General features: G+C 60.7%; 29 protein-coding genes. 15 read left to right on the top strand and 14 right to left on the bottom strand.

Annotated features, from left to right (window positions below; genetic code table 11):
* A complete protein-coding gene (locus tag AC5S27_RS16225) occupies positions 1–243 on the bottom strand; it encodes a helix-turn-helix transcriptional regulator (RefSeq protein WP_493935610.1) in 243 nt (80 codons plus the stop codon).
* Between the two features lie 261 nt (positions 244–504).
* On the bottom strand, positions 505–900 hold the full coding sequence (locus AC5S27_RS16220) for a hypothetical protein (RefSeq protein ID WP_493935609.1): 396 nt from the start codon (positions 898–900) through the stop codon (positions 505–507).
* 105 nt (positions 901–1005) lie between these two features.
* Here AC5S27_RS16220 and hemW point away from each other — a divergent pair, with 105 nt between their 5' ends.
* The 4 genes from hemW (at position 1006) to AC5S27_RS16200 (ending at position 4605) form a co-directional block, all read left to right on the top strand.
* The gene (gene hemW / locus AC5S27_RS16215; RefSeq protein WP_493935608.1) at positions 1006–2238 is read left to right on the top strand and encodes a radical SAM family heme chaperone HemW; all 1233 of its coding nucleotides are present in this window, start codon (positions 1006–1008) and stop codon (positions 2236–2238) included.
* A 184-nt stretch (positions 2239–2422) separates the two neighbouring features.
* A complete protein-coding gene (locus tag AC5S27_RS16210; RefSeq protein ID WP_493935607.1) occupies positions 2423–2770 on the top strand; it encodes a hypothetical protein in 348 nt (115 codons plus the stop codon).
* A gap of 334 nt (positions 2771–3104) precedes the next feature.
* Entirely contained in the window at positions 3105–4175 is a 1071-nt protein-coding gene (locus AC5S27_RS16205; protein WP_493935606.1) for a threonine aldolase family protein, read from the top strand.
* A 139-nt stretch (positions 4176–4314) separates the two neighbouring features.
* The gene (locus AC5S27_RS16200; RefSeq protein WP_493935605.1) at positions 4315–4605 is read left to right on the top strand and encodes a YXWGXW repeat-containing protein; all 291 of its coding nucleotides are present in this window, start codon (positions 4315–4317) and stop codon (positions 4603–4605) included.
* Between the two features lie 155 nt (positions 4606–4760).
* Here the strand turns inward: AC5S27_RS16200 and AC5S27_RS16195 are convergent, their stop codons facing one another.
* The 3 genes from AC5S27_RS16195 to AC5S27_RS16185 form a co-directional block, all read right to left on the bottom strand.
* Positions 4761–6224, bottom strand: coding sequence for a hypothetical protein (locus AC5S27_RS16195; RefSeq protein ID WP_493935604.1), 1464 nt, complete (start codon positions 6222–6224; stop codon positions 4761–4763).
* A gap of 85 nt (positions 6225–6309) precedes the next feature.
* Positions 6310–7092: a helix-turn-helix transcriptional regulator gene (locus AC5S27_RS16190; RefSeq protein ID WP_493935603.1), complete on the bottom strand. Its 783-nt coding sequence runs from the start codon at positions 7090–7092 to the stop codon at positions 6310–6312.
* A gap of 25 nt (positions 7093–7117) precedes the next feature.
* Complete coding sequence (locus AC5S27_RS16185) at positions 7118–7684, bottom strand: VOC family protein (protein WP_493935602.1); 567 nt, start codon at positions 7682–7684, stop codon at positions 7118–7120.
* A 72-nt stretch (positions 7685–7756) separates the two neighbouring features.
* Here AC5S27_RS16185 and AC5S27_RS16180 point away from each other — a divergent pair, with 72 nt between their 5' ends.
* Complete coding sequence (locus AC5S27_RS16180) at positions 7757–8746, top strand: glycosyltransferase family 2 protein (RefSeq protein WP_493935601.1); 990 nt, start codon at positions 7757–7759, stop codon at positions 8744–8746.
* Positions 8747–8855: 109 nt separating this feature from the next.
* On the opposite strand, the gene AC5S27_RS16175 is transcribed toward AC5S27_RS16180, so the two are convergent.
* On the bottom strand, positions 8856–9806 hold the full coding sequence (locus AC5S27_RS16175; protein ID WP_493935600.1) for an AraC family transcriptional regulator: 951 nt from the start codon (positions 9804–9806) through the stop codon (positions 8856–8858).
* A 148-nt stretch (positions 9807–9954) separates the two neighbouring features.
* Between AC5S27_RS16175 and AC5S27_RS16170 the strand changes: the two genes are divergently transcribed.
* Genes AC5S27_RS16170 through AC5S27_RS16155 form a run of 4 tightly spaced genes read left to right on the top strand, consistent with a single transcriptional unit; the run spans position 9955 to position 12461 of the window.
* Entirely contained in the window at positions 9955–10719 is a 765-nt protein-coding gene (locus AC5S27_RS16170) for an SDR family NAD(P)-dependent oxidoreductase (protein WP_493935599.1), read from the top strand.
* 37 nt (positions 10720–10756) lie between these two features.
* Positions 10757–11605, top strand: a complete 849-nt coding sequence (locus AC5S27_RS16165) for a carboxymuconolactone decarboxylase family protein (protein WP_493935598.1) — start codon at positions 10757–10759, stop codon at positions 11603–11605.
* A gap of 33 nt (positions 11606–11638) precedes the next feature.
* A complete protein-coding gene (locus tag AC5S27_RS16160; RefSeq protein ID WP_493935597.1) occupies positions 11639–12028 on the top strand; it encodes a DUF2255 family protein in 390 nt (129 codons plus the stop codon).
* Positions 12029–12062: 34 nt separating this feature from the next.
* Positions 12063–12461: a (R)-mandelonitrile lyase gene (locus AC5S27_RS16155; protein WP_493935596.1), complete on the top strand. Its 399-nt coding sequence runs from the start codon at positions 12063–12065 to the stop codon at positions 12459–12461.
* 106 nt (positions 12462–12567) lie between these two features.
* Here AC5S27_RS16155 and AC5S27_RS16150 read toward each other — a convergent pair whose 3' ends face one another.
* Both AC5S27_RS16150 and AC5S27_RS16145 read right to left on the bottom strand, forming a co-directional pair.
* Positions 12568–12903 carry an RcnB family protein gene (locus AC5S27_RS16150; protein ID WP_493935595.1) on the bottom strand — a complete coding sequence of 112 codons (336 nt, stop codon included), beginning with the start codon at positions 12901–12903 and terminating at the stop codon, positions 12568–12570.
* A gap of 195 nt (positions 12904–13098) precedes the next feature.
* The gene (locus AC5S27_RS16145; RefSeq protein WP_493935594.1) at positions 13099–14532 is read right to left on the bottom strand and encodes an MFS transporter; all 1434 of its coding nucleotides are present in this window, start codon (positions 14530–14532) and stop codon (positions 13099–13101) included.
* Between the two features lie 362 nt (positions 14533–14894).
* Between AC5S27_RS16145 and AC5S27_RS16140 the strand changes: the two genes are divergently transcribed.
* The 4 genes from AC5S27_RS16140 to AC5S27_RS16125 are packed head-to-tail and all read left to right on the top strand — an operon-like array spanning position 14895 to position 18716.
* The gene (locus AC5S27_RS16140) at positions 14895–16346 is read left to right on the top strand and encodes an alpha-L-fucosidase (protein ID WP_493935593.1); all 1452 of its coding nucleotides are present in this window, start codon (positions 14895–14897) and stop codon (positions 16344–16346) included.
* 59 nt (positions 16347–16405) lie between these two features.
* The gene (locus AC5S27_RS16135) at positions 16406–16972 is read left to right on the top strand and encodes a methyltransferase family protein (protein ID WP_493935592.1); all 567 of its coding nucleotides are present in this window, start codon (positions 16406–16408) and stop codon (positions 16970–16972) included.
* 36 nt (positions 16973–17008) lie between these two features.
* Positions 17009–17977 carry a quinone oxidoreductase family protein gene (locus AC5S27_RS16130; RefSeq protein WP_493935591.1) on the top strand — a complete coding sequence of 323 codons (969 nt, stop codon included), beginning with the start codon at positions 17009–17011 and terminating at the stop codon, positions 17975–17977.
* 19 nt (positions 17978–17996) lie between these two features.
* Positions 17997–18716: a Sir2 family NAD-dependent protein deacetylase gene (locus AC5S27_RS16125; RefSeq protein ID WP_493935590.1), complete on the top strand. Its 720-nt coding sequence runs from the start codon at positions 17997–17999 to the stop codon at positions 18714–18716.
* A 40-nt stretch (positions 18717–18756) separates the two neighbouring features.
* Here AC5S27_RS16125 and aqpZ read toward each other — a convergent pair whose 3' ends face one another.
* From aqpZ to AC5S27_RS16110, 3 genes are all read right to left on the bottom strand, one after another.
* Entirely contained in the window at positions 18757–19455 is a 699-nt protein-coding gene (gene aqpZ / locus AC5S27_RS16120; RefSeq protein WP_493935589.1) for an aquaporin Z, read from the bottom strand.
* A 110-nt stretch (positions 19456–19565) separates the two neighbouring features.
* Positions 19566–21860 carry a TonB-dependent receptor gene (locus AC5S27_RS16115; protein WP_493935588.1) on the bottom strand — a complete coding sequence of 765 codons (2295 nt, stop codon included), beginning with the start codon at positions 21858–21860 and terminating at the stop codon, positions 19566–19568.
* Positions 21861–21967: 107 nt separating this feature from the next.
* On the bottom strand, positions 21968–22405 hold the full coding sequence (locus tag AC5S27_RS16110) for a hypothetical protein (RefSeq protein ID WP_493935587.1): 438 nt from the start codon (positions 22403–22405) through the stop codon (positions 21968–21970).
* A 156-nt stretch (positions 22406–22561) separates the two neighbouring features.
* Between AC5S27_RS16110 and AC5S27_RS16105 the strand changes: the two genes are divergently transcribed.
* On the top strand, positions 22562–23854 hold the full coding sequence (locus AC5S27_RS16105; RefSeq protein ID WP_493935586.1) for a homoserine dehydrogenase: 1293 nt from the start codon (positions 22562–22564) through the stop codon (positions 23852–23854).
* Between the two features lie 118 nt (positions 23855–23972).
* A complete protein-coding gene (locus tag AC5S27_RS16100) occupies positions 23973–24476 on the top strand; it encodes a hypothetical protein (protein WP_493935585.1) in 504 nt (167 codons plus the stop codon).
* Positions 24477–24494: 18 nt separating this feature from the next.
* Here AC5S27_RS16100 and AC5S27_RS16095 read toward each other — a convergent pair whose 3' ends face one another.
* The 3 genes from AC5S27_RS16095 to AC5S27_RS16085 are packed head-to-tail and all read right to left on the bottom strand — an operon-like array spanning position 24495 to position 25944.
* The gene (locus AC5S27_RS16095; protein WP_493935584.1) at positions 24495–25406 is read right to left on the bottom strand and encodes a DMT family transporter; all 912 of its coding nucleotides are present in this window, start codon (positions 25404–25406) and stop codon (positions 24495–24497) included.
* A complete protein-coding gene (locus AC5S27_RS16090; protein WP_493935583.1) occupies positions 25406–25672 on the bottom strand; it encodes a BrnA antitoxin family protein in 267 nt (88 codons plus the stop codon). The genes AC5S27_RS16095 and AC5S27_RS16090 overlap by 1 nt, the downstream gene beginning before the upstream one ends.
* Positions 25669–25944 carry a BrnT family toxin gene (locus tag AC5S27_RS16085; RefSeq protein ID WP_493935582.1) on the bottom strand — a complete coding sequence of 92 codons (276 nt, stop codon included), beginning with the start codon at positions 25942–25944 and terminating at the stop codon, positions 25669–25671. Before AC5S27_RS16085 ends, AC5S27_RS16090 begins: the two co-directional genes overlap by 4 nt.
* Positions 25945–25974: the final 30 nt, after the last annotated feature.

The following is a 25974-nucleotide window of genomic DNA, read 5'->3' as shown; positions in this document are numbered from 1 at the left end:
TTACGAGGGAATCTCGTCCAGCCGCAGCACCAGGCGGCTGCCAGTTGCAATCGCCAGTTTTTCCAGAGTTTCCAGGCTGGGCGCAAATTTCCCAGTCTCCAGCCGCGCAATCGCCGACTGCGTCGTACCCATGCGCAGCGCCAGTTGCGCCTGTGTCAGCCCCGCGCGCACCCTGGCTGAGATCATCTCCTGCTGCACGGCGGAGCCGGTTTTCAGCGAGGACAGCAGTTTTCCAAAATTCACTTCATTTCCGCGGGCGCGCTGCTTTTTGGGCGTTTCTGGCATGCGTAAATATAGCATTACTGCTATTCAGGTTTTCGTGCGGAAATTGCTATGCACAAAAGGGGTAAATGGAACGCAAATGGATCTTCATGAAACCACTGCACTTCGAACAAATTTCCTTGACAGCTTTGGACCGGACGGAACTCGGGAAATTGTTCCACGCGGAACAATTGTGGAACAACGCGTGGAACATTCGAATGTTCCACGTAGAAGACCAGGTTTCTAGTGCAGCGAAGTCACCGTAGCCACAGCCTTGGTCAGGCGAGCTTCCCGCGGCCGCATGACCTTCAAATTGGCCGGAGTATAGATGTGCTCGAGCCGCTCGATGCGGTAAGCGCCAGGCGCAAAACGGCTATCCCCACCTATTCCATCTCCCGGCAGCAGCACAATATCACCCGGCTTGGGCAGCGTATGGAGCGTTTCCAGTGGAATCAGGTTCACGCAACTGCCGTCTTCCGTGACGAATTCCAGGCAATTCTTGCTATGCAGTCCATTGCGGAATTCGCGAGCCTCCTGCCGCGCTTTGAACGATTGGTAGTAGGTCGCCGCGACCGTCGGCAGGATCACGACAGAGCACAGGATTCCCAGGTAGGCGTTCCATTGGATAGCGGTGGGCATGATCACGAGTGGTTCTCCTGGCAAGAGTGCGTAAAAATTGGTCAGAACGGGGCCTGCCCAGTATGCCATTCTGCACGCTGGCGTATGAATGAGAAAATAAAAGCCATGGCCGCTTCGATTCACGACGCGCTGGGCTTGTACTTCAGCATTCCGTTCTGCCGGTCCAAGTGCACCTATTGCAACTTCGCCTCGGGCGTGTATCCGGCCAGCGAGCATGAGCGCTACGTGGAACGCCTGATCGAAGATATGGCGAAGACCGCGTCCTGGGCGCGGTCGATGGATGTGAATTTATCCACGAAAGTAGACACGATCTATTTTGGCGGTGGCACTCCTGTGCTGCTGGCGCCTGAGCTGTTCACGAAGATTTTTGCGGCGGTTCGCCAGATGTTCGCCGTCGATGCTGACGCCGAAATCACCATCGAATGCGCACCTGCGCAGCTTCCCGATGCAACACTGGCGGCAATGGTGGCCGCCGGTGTGAATCGCGTCTCGCTCGGCGTGCAGTCGTTCAACGATCGCGAAGCAAGCCTGAGCGGGCGGCTCCATACGCGGGCCGATGTGCTGAACGATCTGAAGCGGCTGCGGGCTGCGGGAATTACCAATCTCAATCTGGACTTGCTGGCTGGGCTTGGCGAGCAGACTCTGGCGTCATGGCGGGAATCGCTGGCTGTGCTGCTCGAAACCGGTGTGCCGCATGCCTCGGTATACATGCTTGAGATTGACGAAGATTCGCGGCTGGGAAGGGAACTGATCTCTGGCGGCGCGCGCTATAGCGCTGGCCTTGTGCCTTCGGACGATGCGATTGCTCAGATGTACGAGAATGCTGTGGCTGTCTATGCTGCCGCGGGGTTGGCGCAATACGAAATCTCGAATTTTAGCCATCCTGGTGCGGAGTCAAAGCACAATCTTCGTTACTGGCAGAGGCGTCCTTATCTAGGACTTGGGCTGGATGCAAGTTCGATGCTGTGTGCAGCCGATGGCACTGTCCTGCGTGCCACGACGACCGATGATCTGAAGGAATATCTCGATGGGGATACCTCGCGCGAGACAAGCTGGCTGGGGCCGGTGCAGCAGCTCGAAGAGGCGTGGTTCCTCGGCCTGCGGCGCAATGCCGGTGTTTCGTTGAAGGCGCTGCGCAAGGAGTTCGGCACGGCGGCGGTCGCTCCTTGCGAGGCTGTTGCGCAACGGCTGGCGGGGGATAAGTTGCTGGAGATTCAGGCCGATGTGGTGCGCCTTACGGATCGCGGAAGGCTTATCTCGAACGACGTGTTCGCGGAGTTTTTGGGGCTCGGCATAGCAGCGGATGTGCATGAAGAGACAGTCGCCTTTCATCGCTAGGCAATCGCCACGTTCAGCCGTATCACATTGTCTTCCCTGTATGTTCCCTGATAGAAAATCGAGAAAAGTTCAGCCACTCCGCAACTAACTGCAGCGTGCGGGGGTTACAGAGAGCGTGCTTGGACGATAACGATCGAAGAGGTCGAAGTTATCCGGCAATATTCTGATAAGGAGCCGTCCCCCGATGCGATTCAGAAATCTTGCCAATATGGCCTTGCTTGCAGCACTTTTTGTTGCGCCTGCGGTTACATTTGCGCAGACTCCCACGCCGGGCCGAAACGACCACAACATCAACCAGCGCAAAGGCGACCAGCAAAGGCGCATAGGCAATGGCGTTCGCAGCGGTCAGTTGACTGCAGGGGAGACGGGCCGGCTGGAGCGCCAGGAGCGCGGGATCAATCGCGAAGAGCGCGGTATGCGTGCGCAGGACAATGGTCACCTGACGCACCAGGATCGTGCAACGCTACACCGGCAGCAGAACCAGGAGTCGCGCCGCATTTATCGCGACAAGCATAATGGACAGGTTCGATAAGTAGCCTGAGTTATTGAGTTCGGTAAGTAAGTTATAGTCGCTCGCGCCCTCCCCCGGCTCCGGAGAGATTTGACTTACATTGCCGTTGGATAGATGGCCACATTGGGATATCTCCTGGATATTCTGATGTGGCCATTTGTCTTTCTTGCTGTGGACCAGGCAACAGCAGATTCCCTTCGGGAATGACAAACAAAAGAGCAACGGAAACAACAGATTCTCTTCGGGAATGACAACAAGAAAGGCAAGCACAAAGGCGAAGCATCCTTTGTGTTGCGATGGAGAGCCGGGCGAGGGGCGATAGACTTGAGAGACGTTGCAATTTTGGGAGAGCACTTTGGCCTATTCGTTTTTGCCGGGAAATTCTGCTGGTTTGATTGATTTACGGAGCGACACACTGACCAAGCCTACTGCCGAGATGCGTGCTGCCATGGCTGCGGCTGAAGTGGGCGATGACGTGTACGGCGAAGACCCGACGATCAATCGTCTGGAGGCTCGCGCTGCGGAGTTGCTGGGCCGCGAGGCTGCGCTGTTTGTGCCTACGGGGACGATGGGAAACCAGATTGCGATCCGGCTGCATACGCGCTCCGGGCAGGAGATTATCTGCGAGTCGCGTTCGCACATTCTTGACTGGGAAATGGCAATGGCGGCGAGCTTTTCGGGCTGCCTGATCCGGCCGGTGGTGGCGGAGCGCGGGGTCTTGACATGGGACGGAATCGAACCGGTGATCTATGCCAAGGGCTCGACGTTTCGCGCGGCGACCGGGCTGATTGAGATTGAGAACACCGCGAATCTGGCGGGGGGGACGGTGACTCCGCTGCCGGTGCTCGAAGAGATCTGGGCGGGAGCGAAGAGGCACAAGCTGCCTGTGCATCTGGATGGTGCGCGCATCTTCAATGCTGCCACGACGCTGGGTGGCGACGTCTTTGCGGATGCCCGGACGCTGACCAGCGGCTTCGATACAGTGATGTTCTGCTTGTCGAAGGGATTGTGCGCGCCGGTGGGCTCGATGCTGGTGGGCAGCAAGGATGCGATAGACGAAGCGCGGATGTATCGCAAGGCGCTTGGCGGCGGCATGCGGCAGGCTGGCATCCTGGCGGCTGCGGGGTTGATTGCGCTGGAGAAGATGCCGCTGCGGCTGCACGAAGACCACGCCAATGCCCGCATGCTGGCGGAGACACTGGCCGGACTGGCCGAGGTTGACATCGATCTGGAAGGTGTTCAGACGAACATTGTTGTCTTCCGGTTGAAGACGAAGAAGGCCGCGGATGTGACGACTGCTTTACGGGAAAAGGGCGTGCTGATGAGTTCAGTGGGCCCGCAGGCGGTGCGGTTGGTGACGCATCATGATGCCGATGCTGCCGCCTGCGCAACGGCTGCGGAGAAGCTCAAGGAAGTGCTCGGCTGAGCGGTTTTTAAGGTGGCATCAACGCAACTTTTTGCTTCCGGTTGACGTTCTAAACGGTAGAACGCACGATGCTGGCCCGTTCGATTTCATTCGATTTGGCAAGTTGTTCTAAGAGACCAAACAGGAGGAAAGAGTTCTCGTGAAGAAGATTCTTTTGGCTTTTCTGCTTGCAGTTTCGCTGATGCCTGCCGCTTCCTTTGCGCAGGTCGTGGTTCGTGTTGGACCGCCGGCTCCGATTGTGGAGCGCCGCCCGCCGCCGCCGGGTGCCGGGTATGAATGGATCGGTGGCTATCACCGCTGGGACGGGGGCCGCTACGTTTGGGTGCCGGGACGCTGGGATCGCCCGCCCCGTCCTCACGCGCACTGGGTTGCGCATCGCTGGGTGCATCGCGGCGGTGGCTGGGTGCTGGTGGAAGGCCACTGGCGGTAAGGGATTGAGGAACGAAAGGGCGGGGACTTCGGTCTCCGCCCTTTCCATTTGGAGACGTGGCTCCGGGGCTCAAGCCCCTTTCCTTCTTGCGGAATTGTCAGGGGCATGAATGCCCCTGCTCCCTCCGCCTTTCCCCTTGAGTCAGCTAGTACCAGCTAATAGTCGATACCTTTGAGCAGGTCCTGCGTTCCTGCGTATTGGAAGCGGTCGGGGGCGGCCTGGACGAGGAATTCCGCGGTGGGGTAGGTGGCCCGGCCCCAGGAGCCGCCATCGCTCGGGTCGTGCAGGACGGCATAGTCGAGAGTGTAGTTTTCGAAGGCTTTGTTCTGGCGGGCCTGCTGGTCCCATTGTGCATCAACCGCCGCGTTGTGGACGTCGTTGGCGTGGCTGCGTGCGTCGGCTAATTGGCGGTTGGCGGCGGCGCGGGCGTTGATCTGGTCAATGACCTGACGGGTCTGCTGCTGGATGACGGCGGAGTTTTGCCGGTAGCTCATGATCATGGCCTGGAGGGTGGGCCATTCCTGGTCGGCGAGGCTGCGCGGAACGTTGGCCTGGCCGACGGTCATCATCCAGTTGCCGGGACCCATGCGCTGCGCGCCGAGGCGGAGGCTGGTCATCATGGGGCCTTTGCCGTCGTTGAAGTCGGTCTCAAGAAGGAACGCGCCCTGCATGCGGTCGTTGGGCATGAATTTGCTGCTGACGACGTGCAGGGTGATGGGCGGCAGGTGCATGCGCTGGCGGTTCTGGCTGGAGACGCACTGGAAGTCGGCGATGAGGTCGTTGGTCATGGGGCAGGCGGTGAAGGGAGTGCTGCCGCGGCGCATGTAGGCGATCATGCTGGCGCCCTGCTGGGTTTGCGGGTCGTAGTTGTTGCCGAAGATGACGCCCATGTGCAGCGATTCGCCCTTAGGCCCGGCTGCATGGAGGCTGCCGCCGCCTCCGCTGGTGATGGTCCAGCCCTCGGGGAGGCCGATGGTTGCGCTGTTGTCTGAGACCGCGGCGAGGTGGAGCGGCTGGGAGAGTGATTTGTCCGGCTCGATGTTGACGCCGAAGACGCCGCCAGGGCCGTTGCCGACTGCTGCGAAGGCCGCGTTACTACCTGCCGGGGAGGAAGATCGGGGGCTTTCCTTGTGCCAGGCGGCGTTGAGGGACTTCATCAGGGCTGGCTGGGATTTGCGGAAGTGGGCTGCGTCGTCGTAGAGGACGGCGGCTGAGCCGGACTTTGCGCCAGCGGGCAGGTCGACGATGACCATACCGGCGATGGGGCCGGTGTAGGGCTTGCTATTCGGGTTTTTGGCGGTGAGCTGGAAGAAGGTGGCGATGGAGTCGCTGCCCTTGGCCTGGAAGAATTTTCCGATCACGGGGCGGTCACCGAAGTGGCTGTGGACGTTGCGGAGCATGGCGGCCATGGCGTCGCGCTGGGAGGTGACGTTGGTCAGCGAGCCGTAGACGACCTGGCCGCCGCCGGGGTTGTCGATGGTTTTCAGGCCGCCGGAATCGGATTGCGGGGCGGCGTGGGCGTGCATTGCAAAGGCTAGTGCGGCGGTCGCGACTACGGCGCAGAGGCAGTGGCGAATTGCGGTGAGGAGTGGGTTCTGGGAGGTTGGGATGATGACCATGGGGCTACCTCTTTTACTGCTTTCCCGGAGCTGAAACTTGCCTGCTGTTTCTGCCTAAGACTGCGCGGAGTCCGGGGAAAGTGACTCAGAGGATTTTGCTTGCCTTGCTGGCTTGGCCAGTTTGTCCGGTTTTGGGATTGGCGGCTTCGAGATCGCGGCGGACGCGGGCGAGGAAGTCTTCGTACTGCTGACCCTGCTGCGGGGTGAAGGTTTCTTCGAGGATTTCTACGGAGTGGAAGCGGTCGGCGCGGAAGCTGCGGAAGTCGTTGCGGAGCTCGCACCAGGCGGCTAGGGTCCAGACGTTGCCCCAGAAGAGCAGGGCCATGGGGCGGACGCGGCGTTCGGTGAGCTGGGCTTTTTCGTCGCCGTATTTGGCTGCGACGATATGGCGGGTTTCGATGGCGTTGCGGAGCTTTTCGAGGGTCTGGCGGGTTTCCCGGTCGGCTTCGGCGCGGGGATTGTCGAGGTCGGCCCAGCCGCTGTTCTGGAAGGATGGGGCGTAGAGGCGGACGGCGTCGATTTTGTCACGGAGGGTGGGGGTAAGGACGGCTTCGATCTTGCGCAGGGCGTCATTGGCGGCGGAGGCAAGATCGTCGTCTCCCCAGGCGGCGACCATGCGGCTGCCGAGGACTAAAGCCGTGATTTCGCGGAGGTTGAACATGAGCGGCGGCAGATCGTAGTCGCGGCGAAGGGTGTAGCCGACGCCGGCCTCGCCTTCGATGGGGACGCCGGAGAGCTGCAGGTCCTGGACGTCGCGGTAGATGGTGCGGTCCGAGACCTGGAGCTTTTCGGCCAGGCTGTGCGCGGTCTGCATGCGGCCCGCGCGCAGGAACTGGACGATTCGAAAGAGGCGGTCGGCTCGACGCATGGGTGCAATCGTATCGCAGCGCCTGCTAGAACGCTGCGTGGAGGCCGACGCGGTTGCCGTCGAGGTCGCGGATCTGGGCGATGAAGCCCATGCTGCCGGGGAGCTGCGCGACTTCTTCGAGGACCTTGCCGCCGAGGGACTGGGCGCGCTTGAGCACCATATCCAGCTGGCCGTCGCAGTTGAGGTAGACGATCGCTCCGTCGGTGGAGCTTTTACCGGTCAGATTGCTGCCAGCGGTGATCTCGATCAGGGCGCCGGTGACGGCGTCGTCAACGGGGCGGGGGAAGATGGCGAGGCCGGGGAAGCGGGCGTCGGTCTTGAGCTGGGTCGAGAAAATGGCTTCGTAGAAGCTGACGGCGCGGGGCAGGTCGGTCACCGGGAGTTCGAACCAGACGGCGTTGTGGGGGCGTCGGGTGGGGGCGGACTTGGCGGCAGAGTTGGGGATGACGGCTTCGGCGGTGGCGGTGGGCATCGGGATTCTCCTGGGTCTTGTTTTCGTTCCCGAGCCGATCAAACTTGGGCTGCTTGCGATCGGTCCGGCTTGAAAACCATCCTGCGCCACCCCTGCTGACAGCATTGTGTCAGTAGTCATTTGCAGATTGTTGTTGTCGGAATGAATTCCTTTTGATGCCTTTTTCATCTGCCGCGCATCTATACTAGACATATGCCGAAGTATTCAATCGTTGTTCCCTTCCACAACGAGGAAGAGAACGTCACCCAGCTTTATGCCCGACTCAAATCCGTAATGGAGCAGGTTGGGGACAGTTTCGAGTTGATCCTGGTCGACGATGGTTCAAACGACAGGACTTACAAGCTTCTCGAAGAGATTGCAGCCGTCGATAGCCGTGTCCTGGTGGTCAAGCTGCGCCGCAACTTTGGCCAGACCTCTGCCCTCGCTGCCGGCTTTGACAATGCCAATGGCGAATTCATCATTGCCATGGACGGCGATTTGCAGCACGACCCGAACGAGATTCCGGCCTTCATTGAGAAGCTCGAAGAGGGCTACGACGTCGTTTCCGGCTGGCGCAAGGAGCGGATTGACAATTTTGTCATGCGCCGCATCCCGTCGCGTTGCGCGAACTGGTTGATGGCCAAGCTTTCGGAAGTGGACATTCACGATTTCGGCACCACGTACAAGGCGTACCGCCGCGAGATCATCCACAATATTCCGCTGTACGGCGAAATGCACAGGTTCATTCCGGCGCTGGCGGCCTGGTATGGCGCGTCGATTTGCGAGATCCCGATCAAGAACGTGATGCGCGAGCGCGGCAAGAGCCACTACGGCATTGGCCGCACCTTCCGCGTCTTCTTCGATCTCCTGACGATCCGCTTCCTGCTCAAGCACATGAGCCGTCCGCTGCACTTCTTTGGCGGCTTCGGCGCACTGGGTATCGTGGCCGGCGGGCTGCTTTCGACGATCCTTTTTGGGTTGAAGCTGGCCAACTGGCACCAGAACATCATGGACGAGCATGGTCCTCTGTTCGTGGTGGCGGCGGTGCTGATCGTGGCAGGTATCCAGATGCTGGCTATCGGGCTGCTAGGCGAGTTGCAGGTGCGGCATTATCACACCAGCAGCCATCGCGCTCCCTATGCGATCGACCGGCTGGTCCGGCTGCGCGCTCCTGAGGAGCCGAGCCTTTTGTCGGGCAACTAGCTCCGGGCGTTCGCAAATCAAAGCCCCACTCCGGATCTTCCGGCGTGGGGCTTTTTGTTGGCTGCGGGATCGATCCGGGTTGACGCCAGCTTGACGCCAAGTGGACGAGCTACGCGGCGCCAGCCTCCGCTGTTCCGCTGTCCCGAATTGCTTTGATATCTCGGATGGGTGGCTGGCCGTAGAAGCGGCTGTATTCGCGGCTGAACTGGCTGACGCTTTCGTAGCCCACCTCGTAGGCGGCGCTGGTGGCGTCGAGGCCGTCTATCAACATTCGCTGGCGCGCTGTCTGCAGCCGCAGCTGTTTCTGGTATTGCAGCGGGCTCATGGCGGTGAGGGCGCGGAACTGATGGTGCAGCGTGGAAACGCCCATGCGCGCCGTGGAGGCGAGCTCTTCCATATGGAGCGGTTTGGAAAAGTTCGCTCGCAGCCAGGAGATGGCTCGTGCTGTCCGTTGCGTGAGGTCTCCGCTGGTGGCAATGGCCCGGAGCCGCTCCGCCTGCGGTGTGCGGAGGATGCGGTAAAGAATTTCGCGCTGCATCAACGGGGCCAGGAAGGGAATGTCCTCGGGCGTGTCCACGAGTTCGAGCAAGCGAGTGCATGCGCCCAGCAGGCCGATGGTGGTTTCGCCAACGGCCAGGCCCTGGCGGTGCGGTGAGTCTTCGGCCACAGGCACGTCGTCCCGGCTCAGGACTTCGCGAACCGTGGGCATGTCGAGCCTGAGAAACATGCAGAGCAAAGGGACTTTCTCTGAGGCCGCGACGATCTGGCTTTGTGCAGGCACGTCAATCGACGAAACAAGAAACGATGAGTCGTCGCACAGGTATTCCGTGTTCCCGAGGAGGATGCGTTTCCGCCCTTGCACGAAGACGGTGATGCTGGGCTCATAGGAGGCGCGATAGCACGGGGTCGGGGTGGTTCTGTAGTAGAGGAAAAGCCCGGGAATTGCTGTTGCATGCTCTCCCGCTTTGCCCGCAAGCGAAGCGATGCGCTGGGCAAGTGAGCGTCTCATGGCGATTACTGCCGGATCAACGAACGCTACCCTCTTTGGTTTCGGTGCCATGGGCATTCCTTCCTTTGGACTATCCTACTGCCGCGCGATTCCGAGTATGCACGAAATTTGGGTGCCAGACAGGATCAGGCAAAGAATTGGCAGGATCGGGAGAGCGCGGATCACTCGATTCTTTCTATGGTTGTGCCAGGAGTTGAGGATGAACATATTGTTCGAGAACAAAGTTGCACTCATTACCGGGGCGGCATCTGGACTTGGGCTGGCGACGGCAACAGCCTTTGCTGAGGCTGGTGCTGCGGTTGCATTGGCGGATTGGAATGAAGACGCAGTTCGGACAGCGGCTGAGAATCTTGCCGCCAAGGGACACCGAACGCTGGCGATTCGCTGCGACGTGTCCGATGACGCCCAGGTGGAGGCAATGGTGCAACAGACGGTTGCTGCCTTTGGACAACTGGATGCGGCTTATAACAATGCCGGAGTACAGAACGTGCTTGCGGAGACGGCTGATACGACGGGAGAAGACTACGATCGCGTGATGGGGATCAATCTGCGCGGCGTGTGGAGTTCGATGAAGTTTGAGCTGCAGCAGATGCGCAGGCAGGGCAGCGGCGCGATTGTGAATTGCTCTTCGCTGGGCGGGCTGATCGGCGGCGCAGAGCGCGGCATTTATCACGCTGCGAAGCATGGCGTCATCGGCTTCACGAAAAGCGCTGCGCTCGAATACGGCACGCGCGGCATCCGGGTCAACGCGGTATGCCCGGGCCTGATCAAGACACCCATGTCCGATCAGATGATTGCAAGCGGTCAAGAGGAAGCCTTGAAGGGGATGGAGAAGATGATTCCCATGGGACGTGTCGGGCAGCCTGAAGAGATCGCCAATGCTGTGCTGTGGCTTTGCAGTTCCGCAGCCAGCTATGTCACGGGTCAGTCGATCTCGGTCGATGGCGGGTTCGTGATGCGCTAGCGCGCTTTGAGAAAGGCATGGAGTGACAAGCTAGAAAATGCATTCCCTGTTCAACTTGGAAGAGCACGTCGGTACTCGACGTGACATGATCAAGACCGGGGCAGCCTTCACGATGGCTGCGCTTTGGGATGTTCCGAATGCATGTGCCAAGGAGAAGACAATGTCGGATACGAAGAAGCCGGGTGTGCTTCCATCTGTGCTGAGTTATGACGATGTGCGATCCGTCTCGCCTGCACTGGAACACTACACAAAGGAAGCGCTCCTCAATGGCGTATGGAAGCGCCCTGCGTTATCGCCGCGCGATCGCAGCGTGGTCACGGTGGCTGCGCTGATTGCACGGATGCAGACGATCGAGATGCCGTTTCACTTTGCGTTTGCGCTGGACAATGGTGTGGAGCCGGGTGAGCTTTCGGAGATCATCACGCATCTGGCTTTCTATGCGGGATGGCCGAATGCGATGTCGGCTGTTGCGGTGGCGAAGGATCTCTTTCACCAGCGCGGCATTGGCGTGGATCAACTGCCGCCGGTGAAAGACAAGCTGCTGCCGTTGAATGAAGTAGAAGAGGCCCAGCGACTGGAGCGCGTTGGCAACAACTTCGGGCAGGTCGCGCCTGGACTTCTTGAGGACACGACGAACCTCCTGTTTCGCGATCTATGGCTGCGGCCTGCGCTTGCGCCGCGGGATCGAAGCCTGGTGACGGTGAGCTCTTTGATGGCGTCGGGGCACACGGCGCAGATCACGTATCACCTGGGCCGCGCCATGGACAACGGTCTCACGAAAGAACAGGCTTCCGAAGTCCTGCACCAGGTAGCTTTCTACGCTGGATGGCCCAATGCTTTTTCTGCATTGCCCGTGGTCAAGGATGTCTTTGAGAAGCGGCAATAGCAGTAATCGCTGTAAGCATGGAGATGATGCAACATGGGTGCATGGGCGAGCGAGGAATTAGAGAGGATCGGCGATAGCGATGACCTGCATATATCGCCTTTTCGCGAGGATGGAGTGACGTACGGTACGCCGACGTGGATCTGGTCGGTGGTAGTGAACGGTGAGCTGTATGTGCGTGCCTATCATGGAGTATCTTCGCGATGGTATGGGGCGGCGATGCAGCAGCGGAAGGGACGCATCACGGCAGCTGGGATTTCGAAGGAGGTAAGCTTTGAACGAGTTGATCATCTCGTTGATGAAGAGATTACAAAGGAAATCGACGAGGCTTACCGCGACAAGTACAGGAGCAGTTCGTATCTCAAGCCGATGATCGGTGCAACCGCTCGCGCAGCGACGGTGCGGATCGTTCCTCTCGCGTCTTGAGTAGCGGCGCATCACACTAGAACAGGAGCGATGGATGAACATCATACGAGTTGGTACGCAGGCGTCGACAAAGGGTCCTGCCGATTGGTTTACGGGAACGGTGCGCGTGGATCCCTTGTTTCAGGCGCCGGATCCTGCGCTGGTCTCTGGAGCGACTGTGACCTTCGAGCCGGGAGCACGCACGGCGTGGCACACGCATCCGCTTGGTCAGACGCTGATTGTGACTGCGGGTTCGGGCTGGGTGCAGCGGGTTGGCGGACCCATTGAGTCGATCAAGCCGGGCGATGTTGTCTGGTTTGAACCGGGCGAGAAGCATTGGCACGGCGCAACCACGACCACGGCGATGACGCACATTGCCATTCAGGAGAGGCTCGACGGTAGGGCGGTTGACTGGCTGGAGCATGTGACGGACGAGCAATACAATCCGGGCTGACAAGCGGTGTTCTGTTCGTGTGCTGCCCTCATCAACCAATAGAAAAAGCCCATACCGGAGGTTTCGGTATGGGCTTTTTCTGAGCTGACTGGTATTCGGTTTTCGACTAGCGAACTGAGTCCGCAATCACGTTTGCGATGACGCCAGTCGCCACAGCGGCAAGTACAAAGTTTCCGTCTACTTCGCGCCATTCGTAGCCGCGGGGAGGAGCGTTCAGATGGTGAGCGTGGTAGTCGATGCGCTCGCCACGGCTCCAGTCTTCCTGCCTCATTTTGGCACCCTTGTGCCATTCCTTGTGCTCCACGTACCTGTGGGGTTGAGCGTGCTCATCGCGCGGACGATTTTTATCGTCGTCGTGGTGATCCTGAGCCACAGCGGCGGCAGCAGCGCCAAAGAGAAGCGCAGAAACAACAAGGTTTGCAGCGGTTTTCCTGATTTTCATGGGATTGTCTCCTGTAATTTTTGAAAAGCGCCGTCGTTCAACACGCACGGACTAGGATCTTGCTGTCAGCGTGATATCGCCACAGTTCAAAGGCTTAGATTCTTGCTTTGCAGGAAAAGATGTGTGCTGCGGATATCCGGCGGCACGACCACCGGCGCAGTTCAACCGATCGCGATCCAGAACATGGCCAGAAGATTACTTCGACGCTGGTGCGGCGTTGCCAAACAAGGCAGCCACGTGTTGCACGCTCTCGCGGGCCCAGGCTGTGGTCGATATCCAGCCTACAAGTAGTACGCAGGTGCCGGAGGCCGTCATCAGCCACCAGATGGGGTGCGTGGCCCGCGTGAAGTCCGTCCCGCTTGCCCGGCTGGTGCTGACCACTGTGCCGGCGATCGCCACGCCCATCGCCGCGCCAACCTGCCGGCTGGTGGAGGCGATGGCAGCGGCCACTCCGGCCTGCGAGAGGGGCATGCCTGCAACTGCATTGTTGGTGATTGCCGGGTTGACCATGCCGAGCCCGACGCCGAAGAGCCCATAGGCCAGCAGCAGGAGATACAGGGGCGTGTTTGCGCTGAGGCGCGTGAGGATCAGTGTGCTCAGCATGAATCCAACGCCTGACAGCACCAGGGAGGGGCGGGTGCCGTAGCTGGCGACCATGCGGCCGGAGAGCGGGGAAGAGAAGAACATCGCCACGGCGAGCGGCAGCGTGCTGAGGCCGGTGTGAAAGGCGGAGAGTCCGCGCGCCTGCTGCAGGTAGAGGGCGTTGAGAAAGAGGAAGCCGGCGAAGGAGGAGAACGCCAGGACTCCGAGCAGGGATGCGCTGCTGAAGGGGACGCTGCGGAAGAAGCGCAGATCGACGAGCGGGTCGGTGCGGCGCGGCTCGTAGTAGAGGAAGAATCCGAGCGAAAGCAGTGCGGCGAGAAACAGGGCGAGGATGCGAGGCGACGTCCATCCGGCCATCGGGCCTTCGATGACGGCATAGGTGAGCGATACCAGGCCAATAAACACGAGTGCCTGGCCGACGGGGTCGAATGCCCTGGCTCGTGGTGCTTTCGATTCCGGCACGAACCATGTCGTTAGCAAGACGGCGGCAAGACCGATGGGCAGGTTGATCCAGAAGATGGCGCGCCAGCCGACGGTCTGCGTGAGTGCGCCGCCGATGAGCGGGCCGAGCGCGAGCGATATGCCGGCCACTGCTCCCCAGATGCCGACCGCTCGGGCGCGATCTTTCGCTTCCGGAAAGACGTTGGCGATGATCGAGAGCGCTACCGGATTGAGCATGGATGCGCCGAGGCCCTGCATGGCTCGAAAGAGAATCAGGCCGCCGATGCTGTGCGCGACGCTGCACAGCAGGGAACCAGCGCAGAAAAGGCTCAGACCGATCTGAAAGACCAGTCTCCGGCCAAACCGGTCCGACATGGAACCGGAGAACATGAGCAGGCTGGCAACGACCAGAGTGTAGGCGTCAACGACCCACTGAAGACCGGAGAGGCTCGCGTGCAGGTCCTTCTGAATGGCGGGGAGCGCTACGTTCACGATGGTGACGTCCATTCCAACCAGCAGCAGGCTCATGCAACAGATGGCAAGGACAAGGTTGGGCCGGACGGACTTGGCGGTGATGGCGGGCATTGCTGAACTCCAGATTGTGACTTGTCCTCGATCGAGGTCAAACTCGTTGCGACGGTTCCGGGATGGCAGGCGTGCGGCGGTGAATGCGATCGTCTACCCGATGGCGAAATGGCGAAGCTGCCGTATGCGATAGATGCCTGGTTGCCGCGGGAGGGTGCGTCCCGGGAGCAATTGAAGGCTGGGTACAGAGATTGCGGTGACTGTCAGATCGATAGTGTAGACCGGTCAGCCCTCGGTTCACCTTGCCGATCGACGATGGGAACCTGCGACTTTTTCGCAAGAGTTGCCGCTAACTGGGTTTGGGTGTGTACACTTTCTGCGTAGTTGGAAACGATCCCTGCTGCGCTTGAAAGGTGTGTCCCTTGTCTCCCAAATTGTCTTTGAAATTCTCGTCTGCTGCCCTTGCCCTGGCTCCGCTTGCCCTCGCTGCTGGCCTCACCCTGCCTGCTCTGGCGCAGGCGCCTACGCACTATGAACCGACGATTGAGTCGTTGGACAAGCATCCGCTGCCGGAGTGGTATGACGATGCGAAGCTGGGCATCTTCATTCACTGGGGGCTGTACACCGTGCCGGGCTGGGCGGAGCCGCAGGATCCGAAGCACGAAACAAAATGGCCCAAAGAAAACCCCTATGCCGAGTGGTATTACAACACTGTGCGCATTCCGGGCTCGGCGACGGAGAAGTACGACCGCGAGAAGTACGGCGAGCACCACAATTACTACGATTTCGCGAAGGAGTTCAACGAGGGCGCGAAGAAGTGGAATCCGGATGCGATGGCGGCGATCTTCAAGGATGCCGGGGCGAAGTACGTGGTGCTGACGACCAAGCATCATGAGGGATTCATGCTGTGGCCGAGCAAGGTTCCGAACCCGAACCAGCAGGGACTGACGGCGGAGCGCAACATCACCGGCGAACTGACCGAAGCGGTGCGCAAGACCGGGCTGAAGATGGGGCTCTACTACTCGGGCGGGTATGACTGGACCTTTGACCGAGGGCCGCTCATGTCGGTGCACGATTTTGAGGCGGTGCAGCCGCAGAGCACGGCGTATGGCATCTATGCCGACGCGCAGCTGGAAGAGCTGATTGCGCTGTATCATCCGTCCGTTCTGTGGAACGACATCAACTGGCCGAAGTCGGGCAATGCGCTGAAGGACCAGGCGGATTATTACAACGCTGTTCCGGATGGCGTGGTGGATGACCGCTACGGGATTTCGCATCACGACTTCACGTCGCCGGAGTACTCGAAGCTGGACCGGATCAGCCCGACGAAGTGGGAGGAGTGCCGCGGGATCGGGCTTTCCTTTGGCATCAACCGCGCTGAGACCGACCTGCAGACACTGTCGCCCTACGAAGTGATTACTTCGCTGGTGGACATTGTGAGCAAGAACGGCAATCTGCTGCTGGACGTGGGGCCTGATGTTGACGGCACGATTCCGGAGCTGCAACTGAGCCGTCTGCGCGCTCTGGGCGCGTGGCTGAAGCAGAATGGTGACGCGATCTACGGAACGCATCCATGGACGCGCGCTGACGGGACGACCAACCAGGTCGACGCGAAGGGCGAGCCGGTGACGGTGCGGTTTACGCAGAAGCCGGGCCAGCTCTACGCGACGCTGCTGGCGAAGCCAGTGAATTCCACAGTCCTGCTGCACAACGTGACGGCTGCGCCAGGTTCGCAGGTGACGCTCCTCGGGGCCTCATCGCCGCTCAAGTGGACGCAGCAGGGGGCAGACCTGTCGGTCACGCTGCCATCGACCCTACCCGGCAGCTATGCGTGGGTGTTGCACCTGACGCCGAGTTTGCCTACAGCTCAGTAGCGGTTTCTCCGGCCGCGACAGGTTAGTATCAAAGGGAACAATTCTTTCGCGGAGCTGGCGTGTCCCTTTCTATTGTCTGGAGTGTGTTCTTTTACGGGTGGCTGGCGACTGAGATCTATGTCGCCGTGGCCACCCGTACTCGCAAGGGCGCGGGCAAGGTGAGCGATCGCGGGACGATGCTGCTGCTGTGGGTGGTAGTCTTCGGGTCGATCACGGCGGGCATCTGGATCAGCAAGTCTCAGGGGCCGGATATGCCGCATGGCGGTGCGCTCAAGTTGGCTGCGCTGGGCGTCCTCATTCTGGCACTTTTGCTTCGCTGGACGGCGATTCTGAGCCTGGGCAAGTCTTTCAGCGCGAACGTGGCGGTGCGGGATAAGCAGACGGTATACAAGAGTGGACTGTATCGCTGGATGCGGCATCCTTCCTATACCGGGCTGGTGCTTTGCTTTGTGGCGACGGGCCTGAACACGCTGAACTGGCTTTCTCTTCTGATCGTTGTTGTGCTTCCAACCGCGGCGGTCCTGTACCGGATACGTGTGGAAGAAGCAGCGCTCCAGGAGGCTTTCGGCGAGGAATATGTGAGCTATAGCCGTGATACGAAGCGGCTGATTCCGGGTATCTTCTAGAGTTTCAATTGCCAAGTCGGTTATTCTGAGAGAGTTATGAGAGCCATCCAGATCCTGCAAACCGGCGGTCCCGAAGTTCTGAATCTCGTGGAGCTGCCTGTTCCTGTGCCCGGTCCCGGTCAGGTGCTGATCAAGGTAGCTGCGACTGGCGTTAATTTCATCGAGATTTACTTTCGCGAGGGACGCTACAAGGCGCCACTGCCGCTGGTTCCGGGGAGCGAGTGCTCAGGAATCGTGGAGCAGGTTGGCGAAGGTGTTACGGATTTTGCTGTCGGCGACGCGGTGGCTACGACTGCCGCGCTGGGTAGCTACGCGGAGTACGCGCTGGTTCCGGCGGCGATGCTGGTGCATGTGCCTGCCGGCATGGATTTAAAGCTGGCGGCTGCGGTGATCCTGCAGGGTATGACGGCGCACTACCTGGCCTGCGCTGCCTGGGTTCTGGTCCCGGGCGAGACGGCGCTGGTTCACGCTGCGGCGGGCGGCACTGGGTTGCTGCTGACGCAGATCGCCAAGGCTTGCGGCGCGCGGGTGATTGCCACGGTTTCGACCGAAGCGAAGGCCGAGCTGGCTCGCGAGGCTGGGGCGGACGAAGTGATCCTCTACACTGAGCAGGATTTTGTTGCCGAATCCAGGCGGCTCACGGACGGTAAAGGCGTCGATGTGGTCTACGACTCGGTGGGCAAGGATACTTTTGCCAAGTCGCTGGAGTGTTTGCGGCCCCGGGGTGCGGTGATCCTGTTTGGCGGGTCGAGCGGGGCGGTGCCGCCGTTCGATTTGATTACACTTTCGACCAAGGGCTCTCTCTTCGTGACTCGGCCTACGCTCAAGGACTACATTGCGACGCGCGAGGAACTGGAAGAGCGCGCCGGTGCCGTGCTGGGCTGGGTGGCCGAAGGCAAGCTGAAGGTCCGCATGGAATATACGTACGCGCTCGGCGATGCGGCACAGGCGCAGACCGACATTGCTTCGCGCAAGACGACCGGCAAGCTGCTGCTGATCCCGTAGAGCTCGTAAAGGTTGATCAGTGGCTACACTTTCACTCACCGATACGGACAGGGTTTTTGTGCTGACTGGCGCCGGCATCAGCGCGGAGAGCGGCCTGGCGACCTTTCGCGATTCGGACGGGCTGTGGGCCGGCCACGCCATCGAGGATGTTTGCACTCCGGAGGCGTGGGAGCGCAATCCTGAGCTGGTCTGGCAGTTCTACTCGGCGCGTCGCGAGGCGGCGGCGAAAGCAGTGCCGAATGCGGCGCATCGCACGCTGGCGGCGCTTGAGGAAAAGCTCGGCGACCGCTTCTTTCTCTGTACGCAGAATGTCGATGATCTGCATGAGAAGGCCGGTTCGGTGCGGCTGGTGCACATGCATGGGGAGCTATTCCAGTCGCGATGCAGCGACGAGTGCCGCTTGCCTGCGGAGCGGCCGCGTGGGGATGTGGCCCTCTATCCAACCCTTCTCGACGTGGCCCACTGCGAGTGCGGTGCTCTGCTGAGGCCGCATATCGTCTGGTTTGGCGAGACGCCGCTGGAGATGGACCAGATTGGGGCGGAGATTTCGCGCGCGACGGTGATGCTGGTGGTGGGCACTTCGGGGTCCGTATACCCGGCGGCGAACTTCGTGCGGCTGGCGCGGCAGGTTGGGACCAGAACGGTCTATGTCGGGCCGGAGCCGCCGCTGAATGCTTCGGCATTTACGCAGGTGGTGCTGGGCAAGGCCGGGGCGGTGCTGCCCGGCCTGCTGGCATAGAAAGCGCGCCGGGAATTGCTTCCCAACGCGCTTTCAGCGGCTAATCTTCTTTGCCGAAAAGTGTGTTGTAAAGCAGGCCTCCGAGGATGCCGCCAACGATGGGCGCAACCCAGAAAAGCCAGAGCTGCTGGATCGCCCAACCCTGCACAAAGAGGGCCTGCCCTGTGCTGCGTGCCGGGTTCACCGATGTATTGGTGATGGGGATGCTGATGAGGTGAATCAGCGTGAGGCAGAGGCCGATGGCGATCGGCGCTAGGCCCTTTGGTGCGCGGGCATCGGTCGATCCCATGATCACGATCAGGAAGAATGCGGTCAGCACAACTTCAGCGACCAGGCAGGCGACCAGCGAGTAGTGATCGGGCGAGTGGTCGGCGTAGCCGTTTGAGGCGAATCCGTTGGTAAGGCTGAAGCCCGCCTTGCCGCTGGCGATGGTGTAGAGGACGCCGGCCGCGGCGATGGCTCCGACGACCTGCGCGATGATGTACGGAACTGCTTCCGAAATTGGGAAGCGCTTGCCTGCGACCAGGCCGGCAGTGACGGCGGGGTTGAGGTGGCAGCCGGAGATGTGTCCGATAGCGAAGGCCATGGTGAGTACGGTCAAGCCGAAGGCGAGGGCGACGCCGGCAAAGCCGATGCCCAGCGTGGGATAGGCCGCCGCGAAAATTGCGCTGCCGCAGCCCCCGAAGACGAGCCAGAAAGTGCCGAAAGATTCAGCAAGGGAACGTTTTACGAGACTCAAGGATTGCCTCCTTACAGGCAAGTACGCAGCTACGCCGGGTTTGGTTTTGGTTGGGTAGCTGCGCGAAACCTTAAACTACGTTCCCTTGTCTGAGCAAGATGAATCGTTTTTCAAAAATGGAAGCGGTAGCGGAGTTCTCCTGAGATCAGCCGTGGGTCGTTGTAATGAAAGCCGCCGATGGTGAGCGAGTTATCTTCGAGCACGCGGTGATTGGTTACGTTGACGACGTTGACCGAGAGCTTCCAGTTTTCGCCAATGGCGGTTCCCGCTGCCGCGTCAAAGGTGGTGTGCGCGGGCAGGTACGCGCCCTGATACGGGCTGCCGTCGGTGGGGTCGCCGCCGAGTCCGTTCGTGAAACCGGAGCCGTAGTAGACGTTGCTCGAGAACCAGCTTCGATAGGGCAGGCGAGCGGTGAAGCCGGTATTGAGGGTGTTGCGCTGGTCGTGATCCACCGGCTCGTAATCGAAGCCGGCATCGCACTCCGGTGAGCCTGCAGGGGCGCAGATGAGGCCGCCGGTGAGGTTGCCGCGCTGCTCGGCGATCTGGTTGGAGTAGGCGAGGTGGAAGCGGCCGAGGTCGTGGCCGCTGACTGAGACTTCAGGCGAGCGCAGCGTCATCTCCCAGGCACGGACGAGCGCTCCATCGACGGTGACAGGGAAGTAGATGTTCGACTCGCCGAGGTTGGAGTGGTCGAGGAAGTTGTTGATGCGCGTCTTGAAGGTGTCGACATCGAGCACCCAGCCTTTGTAAGGAATCTGGATGCCGAACTGGTGCTCTTCGTCGCGTTCGCCGCGCAGCGGAGCAAAGGCGGTGTTGGTCTCGTTGGCGTATTGCAGGATGGGCCCGGAAACAGTGAGCAGCGGCGGCGCCTGGTAGAAGCGGCCGTAGAATCCGCGCAGCACCCAGTGCAGTTTGGGGATGGTCACCGATGCGCCAAAGCGCGGGTCGGCGTGATTTTCTGAGACATCCCCCTGGAAGCTCTGAAAGCGCAGCCCGGCGAGCAGTGTAAGCCAGCTGGTCGCCTGCCAGTTATCCGAGACGTAGGCTTCCATCAGCCCGGCGGCGGCTGAGGCGGGCTTGCGGAAATCGGTGCCACTGCCGTCGTTGAAGACCGCTCCGAAGATGTTCGCGTCATGCTGCCCCCAGGTGTAGATGCCGCCGGCGAGATTATGGTGCTGGAGCTGCGCGTGAAGATCGCCCTGCAGGCCGCCGTAGTTGCTGGTGCGGTCCCAGGTGGTGGCGACAGGGAAGTCGGAGGCCTTCGAATCGTAGTTCGAGGTGTTCAAGTGATAGAAGGGCGAGAGCTCAAAACTGGCCCTCGGGCTGAGCGTGCGCGCCCAGGTGGCGAGCAGAAATCCGTCCCGCTCGGTCTGCCCATCGCGAAGCTGACTTGAGTTGTAGTTCTGGTTTTCCCAGCTCTCCGGGTTCGGGTCGTACGGAACCTGGAAGTAGTCCTGGCGCATCTGGCCGACGATGCGGAACTGGTCGCGGGAGCCGTGGTTGACGATGACCGAGCCGAATCCGCTCTCGCTGTTGGTCCCGTCGTGCAGCACCTCGGCGATAGGCGGCTGCAAGCCGTAGGTCGAGCGCGATCCGGCGGCGCTGGCGTACCATGCCGCGTTGGTCGAGTGATTGCCGAGGCTGAGCTGCGCGCTGCCCGTCTGGAAGTTGCCGCCGGTCAGGATCAGCTCGGCTTCGCGGTCGCGCTCGAAGCCGTTGCGCGGCAGAACATTAAAAATTCCATAGGTTCGGTCGCCTTCATCGGCAGCGTAACTGCCTCTTTGCGTCTCGAGCGCTTCCATATCCTTGGGATCGATCTGGGGGCCGACGTTGGAGCCGATGTTGGTATTCGGAATCGACACGCCGTCGATGAGCCAGCTGGTCTGGTGGCCTCCACGCATGTGCAGCATGTCGTGGGTGATGTAGGCGCCGGGAACATAGTCGGTCACGACGGCGAAGGAGTTGGGGCGGAGCGCGCCGGGGGTTTCGTCGATCTCGGCGCGGCTGAGCAGCGTGGTGGGGGTGACGGAGTCGACCTGAGCGAGTGGCTCGTTGACCGTCACGGTGGAGTTGACGGTGGCCGGGGCGAGGGCGATGTGCAGGACCGGGTGGGTGCCGGAGAGGAGGTTGAGTTGCTGTTGCGTAAGCGCGAAGCCGGCGGCCTGCACTTCGACGCGATAGCTGCCGAGGGGGATCTTGGGGATGTCGAACTCGCCTTTGGCGTCGGTCCGGGTGTGGAGTTCGAAGGCGGAGTCGGCGGCGTGCAGGGTGACGGTGGCGTTGGCGATGGGGAAATGCTGCTGGTCGTGGATGACGCCGTGGAGATTGGCGAAGACGGTGGCCAGGGCAGGAATGGAGGCTAGGACGACGAGAATAAGGGCGTAAAGATGAGTGCGCGAGCGCATTACGAAACTCCAATTCAGATGAGAAAGCCGGGAAGTGTGTAGCCGGAAGCTCCATGCATGCACGGGTTCAAAGAGGGTGCAGGCAGTGCGTCCAGATGGGATGGGCTTTAGAGGGTCTGAGAAGGAGGGCCACGCTTAGGCCAGGTGCGCCGGTCGCTGATGCCTGCGGCAATCTCTGCTTGGGGTGCAGAGCGCAATTCGACGGTAAAGGTGAGTTCGGTAGAGTGCGTGAAAATGGTCGCGAAGGGATCGGTCGACGACGCCTGTAGGCCCGGCCAGCAGGGGCAGCAGCAGTTGGCGGAGATGGTGGTTTCGTGGGTGTGGCCGGCGAGCGAGAATCCTGCGCCTGCGTCCATGTTGCAGTGGTGTACGCCGTGACGGCGGCAGCAGGCGGGTAGATGCGATTCTTCGGCGTTTGCCGACCACCCATTGACCCAGCCGCTGGCTATGGCCGGAGCAGCGGTCACCAGCGGTCCGAAGCCCAGGAGCAGGGCAAGGATTAGACCGATGGGTGCTCTGGACAGAATGGAGAGAAGTCGTCGCATTCGCCTTTATCGTATACCACCGCTGTCGCCTGGCAGGTCTCGCTAAAGATGATGGTGGTCCATCGGTGTCAGGTATCATCGGAGAATCGCCGAGCCAGTCCGTGCTCGCCGCGATCGCGGAATACCTGAACGGATTTAAAGGAAAAGGAATCTGCCGTGCCTTATAGCTCGCCTGAAGCCACTCTGCCCGTATCGTCTACGTCCCGCACACTGAAGGTTGCCCTGTTTGGTTTTGGAACGGTGGGCAGCTCGGTCGCCCGCATCCTCGTCGAGTCCGCCCCGGCTGGGCTGGAGTTGACGCACATCATCAACCGCAACGTTGGGCGCAAGCGGGTGGACTGGGTGCCGAAGTCGGTGAGCTGGACCGAGGATGCTGCTGCTCTGCTCGCGGCGAAAGACGGCCCGGACGTGTTTGTGGAGCTGGCCGGCGGGCTCGATCCTGCTGGTGAACTGGTTCGCACAGCGCTGAACGCAGGCAAGAGCGTGGTGACGGCGAACAAGAAACTGATCGCCTTCCAGGGGCTTGAGCTGGAACAGCTGGCGGCGTCTAAGGGCGCGCATCTGCTGTATGGCGCGGCCGTCGCGGGCGGAATTCCGGTGATTCCGGGCCTTGAACACGGCCTGGCGGGCGATCGTGTCGAGCGCATTGAAGGCATTCTGAACGGGACCTGCAACTTCATCCTGAGCAACATGGAAGCCGGCGTGGATTATGCTCCGGCGCTGGCCGAGGCGCAGAGGCTGGGCTATGCCGAGGCGGATCCGACCGAGGACGTGGCTGGGTACGATGCGCGCGCCAAACTGGCGATCCTGATTCGTCTCGCGCTGCGGGCGCAGGTGCATCCGGAGGACATTGAGGCCTGCCCGATCACTGAGGTGAATGCGATCGATTTCTCGTATGCCAAGGATCTGAACTGTACGATTCGCCAGATTGCCCGCGCCGAGCGCGTCGATGGCCGGTTGGCGGCGACGGTGCGTCCCATGCTGGTGCCGCTGGCTTCGCCGCTGGCGTGGTCGCGCGGAACCGAGAACATGGTGGTGACGACCGGTCACTATGGTGGCGATGTGGTTTTCTCCGGTCATGGCGCGGGCGGTCATCCCACGGCTGTGGCGGTGGTCAGTGACCTGGTTGGACTGGCGCAGGGCTCGTGCCGCATCGCGATTCCTTCCGTTCCGGCCAAGGTTGGCACGGAGTTGGAAGTGCCGCACTACATTCGCTTCCTGGTCAATGACCGGCCGGGAATTGTGGCCAGTATCGCTGGCGCCCTTGCCAAGGAAAACATCAACCTGAACGCGATCCTGCAGAAGCCAGGCTTCCCGCTGGACCGGCTGCCCTTTGTGGTCACCGTCGAACCTTGCAGGACTTCGGCGCTGAAGCGGGCGCTGGCGGAAATCGCCAAGCTGCCCGCGCTGCTTGAGAAGCCGCTCGACCTGCAGATGCTCGAGAAATAGCTTCTCGCGCTGAGATTTTGATTCGCAGTGAAATCCTTCGTCCTGTTTTCCGCATTGTTGCGCAGGCAGGCGAAGGATTTTCGCTTTCAGGTGCAGAGCCAAGTCTCAGGGAGAAACTATGCCGACCGGTAGATCCATCGCTTCGATACTCATCTTCGTGGGGAGCCTGTTGTGCTTCTTCCTGCCTTTTGCCACCGTCTCCTGCTCCGACGAAAAGCTGATTACTCTGACTGGCCAGCAGATGGCGACAGGCACGACCATTCAATCGCCGGCCATGCTGGGAGAGTCGCAGAAACGGAAGACGGATGCGAATCCGTTTGCGCTGACCGCGATGATCTGTGCGGCGGCGGGCATTGGACTGACTTTGCTGGGACGCAGGCTGGCGGCGGCTCCGGCGGTTGCTGGTGCGGTCGGCGCGGTGAGCCTGTTCCTGATGCGCGCCACGATGGATTCCGAGATACAGCGGCAGAGCCTGGGCATGGTGATCTCCGTGAGCTACGAGTATGGATATATCGTGGCGCTGGTGCTCCTGCTTGCCGGCGCGGGATGGAACGTCTTCCTCCTCGCGCAGAAACGCCCGGTCTTTGTGCCGGTGATGCCGCCTCCGCCGTATCCACGATGATTGCCTCGCGGGCGAAGGCTACGCTTCGTGCGCGGTCGGTACGTGCGGCTGCGGGATCAGTTCGGTGATCGCGATGCCGCAGAGAATGAGAATCGCTCCGGAGGCCGGGCGAAGGCCAAGCTTCTCATGCAGGATCAGGAACGACGTGATCCATGCGAAGACCGGCTCCATGGTCATCAGGAGCGCGGTGTGCGTGGTGGGCAGGATGGACTGTGCCCAGCTCTGGATCGAGAAGGCAGCCGCAGTGGCCAGCACTGCTGCGATAGCGACTGCGATGGCGAGCCGAGGGGTCAGGTTCAGGTGCGGGTGTTCGAGCAGCGGCATGCTCAGCGCCATGAAGACGGTGCAGAAGCCGATCTGCAGCAGCGCCAGCGGCTGAAACGGAATCCGCGGCGAAGCATGCCCGAGCGTGAGGCAGTGGAAGGCAAAACCGATCGTGCAGCCGAAGGTCAGCACGTCGCCGACGTTGACGCTGGTGAAGTCGGGCAGCAGTCCGGCGGAGGTGGCCGGAAGCGTCAGCAACAGGATGCCGCCAAAGGCCAGAATGGCTCCGATGAAGGCATTCCAGCGCGGAGCTTTCGCGCCGGGTGGGCGAATGATCCGAATCGCGGATAGCAAAGGCACAAGCACTACAACCATGCCGGTGATGAATGCGGATTTCGAGGGCGTCGTCTTGACCAGGCCAGCGGTTTGAAACTGGTACCCTGCAGCGAGGAAGAAGCCGACCACGGCTCCTGCAATGAGCTGGCCGCGCGTGATCTGCCGCCAGTGGCTGCGGTAGGCCACCGCGAGGATGGCAAAAGCCAGCGCCATGCGCACCAGGTTGAAGGCCAGCGGCGTGGCGTCCGCAAGCGCGTCCTTGATCAGAACAAAGGTCGATCCCCAAACGAAAACGACCATGAGCATAAGCAGGTACGCGCGCAGTTTCATCAGCTGGCGGCACTCAACTCTTCCCGCAGAATTCGGCGCAATGTGTCTTCAAGCTTTGGAGCCTTGCCTTCGATGTGCTGGCGCAGGGCATTGTTGATCAGCGTCTGATATCCCACTTCGCCGCCCGATTGCTGGGACTCTTTCAGGAAGGCGTCAACGATATCTTCATCGAGCCGGATGGTGATGCGGGTCTTGCCTGCAGGTTCAGGGGCTGGCGGCGTGATGCGGCCGCGTTTGCCTTTACTGAAATCGTAAGCGCTCTTCATCTTTCTTCCTCGTAGAGATTCCGTTCATGGGGCTCTGCCAATCTTGCCGAAATGATTCTGATGTTTGCTCCGCGAAAACAGTAGACCGCCACGAGAACCCGATTCTTTGCGCCCGTCCCGATCGACACGAAGCGCGGCTCGGCGGGATCCGATTCGTCATCTGAAATCGTGATGGCAAAGTCATCATCGAAGACTGGCTCAGCTTCCGGAAACCGGACACCATGCTTCTTGAAATTTGCTTCCGCCTTTAGCTCGTCCCACTCAAAGGCCATCCAATCTCCGTTGATTGTATGCACAAAATG

Source organism: Acidicapsa borealis (assembly GCF_059115245.1).
This window is presented reverse-complemented; position numbering and strand designations above follow the sequence as displayed.

Coding starts and splice junctions, on each gene's coding strand:
- AC5S27_RS16145 (WP_493935594.1), bottom strand. CDS start 14,532: ATGCCCGCCATCACCGCCAAGTCCGTCCGGCCCAACCTTGTCCTTGCC.
- AC5S27_RS16210 (WP_493935607.1), top strand. CDS start 2,423: ATGCGATTCAGAAATCTTGCCAATATGGCCTTGCTTGCAGCACTTTTT.
- AC5S27_RS16160 (WP_493935597.1), top strand. CDS start 11,639: ATGGGTGCATGGGCGAGCGAGGAATTAGAGAGGATCGGCGATAGCGAT.
- AC5S27_RS16150 (WP_493935595.1), bottom strand. CDS start 12,903: ATGAAAATCAGGAAAACCGCTGCAAACCTTGTTGTTTCTGCGCTTCTC.
- AC5S27_RS16110 (WP_493935587.1), bottom strand. CDS start 22,405: ATGCGACGACTTCTCTCCATTCTGTCCAGAGCACCCATCGGTCTAATC.
- AC5S27_RS16165 (WP_493935598.1), top strand. CDS start 10,757: ATGCATTCCCTGTTCAACTTGGAAGAGCACGTCGGTACTCGACGTGAC.
- AC5S27_RS16090 (WP_493935583.1), bottom strand. CDS start 25,672: ATGAAGAGCGCTTACGATTTCAGTAAAGGCAAACGCGGCCGCATCACG.
- AC5S27_RS16170 (WP_493935599.1), top strand. CDS start 9,955: ATGAACATATTGTTCGAGAACAAAGTTGCACTCATTACCGGGGCGGCA.
- hemW (WP_493935608.1), top strand. CDS start 1,006: ATGGCCGCTTCGATTCACGACGCGCTGGGCTTGTACTTCAGCATTCCG.
- AC5S27_RS16085 (WP_493935582.1), bottom strand. CDS start 25,944: ATGGCCTTTGAGTGGGACGAGCTAAAGGCGGAAGCAAATTTCAAGAAG.
- AC5S27_RS16100 (WP_493935585.1), top strand. CDS start 23,973: ATGCCGACCGGTAGATCCATCGCTTCGATACTCATCTTCGTGGGGAGC.
- AC5S27_RS16180 (WP_493935601.1), top strand. CDS start 7,757: ATGCCGAAGTATTCAATCGTTGTTCCCTTCCACAACGAGGAAGAGAAC.
- AC5S27_RS16115 (WP_493935588.1), bottom strand. CDS start 21,860: ATGCGCTCGCGCACTCATCTTTACGCCCTTATTCTCGTCGTCCTAGCC.
- AC5S27_RS16190 (WP_493935603.1), bottom strand. CDS start 7,092: ATGCGTCGAGCCGACCGCCTCTTTCGAATCGTCCAGTTCCTGCGCGCG.
- AC5S27_RS16195 (WP_493935604.1), bottom strand. CDS start 6,224: ATGGTCATCATCCCAACCTCCCAGAACCCACTCCTCACCGCAATTCGC.
- AC5S27_RS16130 (WP_493935591.1), top strand. CDS start 17,009: ATGAGAGCCATCCAGATCCTGCAAACCGGCGGTCCCGAAGTTCTGAAT.
- AC5S27_RS16185 (WP_493935602.1), bottom strand. CDS start 7,684: ATGACTACTGACACAATGCTGTCAGCAGGGGTGGCGCAGGATGGTTTT.
- AC5S27_RS16155 (WP_493935596.1), top strand. CDS start 12,063: ATGAACATCATACGAGTTGGTACGCAGGCGTCGACAAAGGGTCCTGCC.
- AC5S27_RS16220 (WP_493935609.1), bottom strand. CDS start 900: ATGCCCACCGCTATCCAATGGAACGCCTACCTGGGAATCCTGTGCTCT.
- AC5S27_RS16175 (WP_493935600.1), bottom strand. CDS start 9,806: ATGGCACCGAAACCAAAGAGGGTAGCGTTCGTTGATCCGGCAGTAATC.
- AC5S27_RS16095 (WP_493935584.1), bottom strand. CDS start 25,406: ATGAAACTGCGCGCGTACCTGCTTATGCTCATGGTCGTTTTCGTTTGG.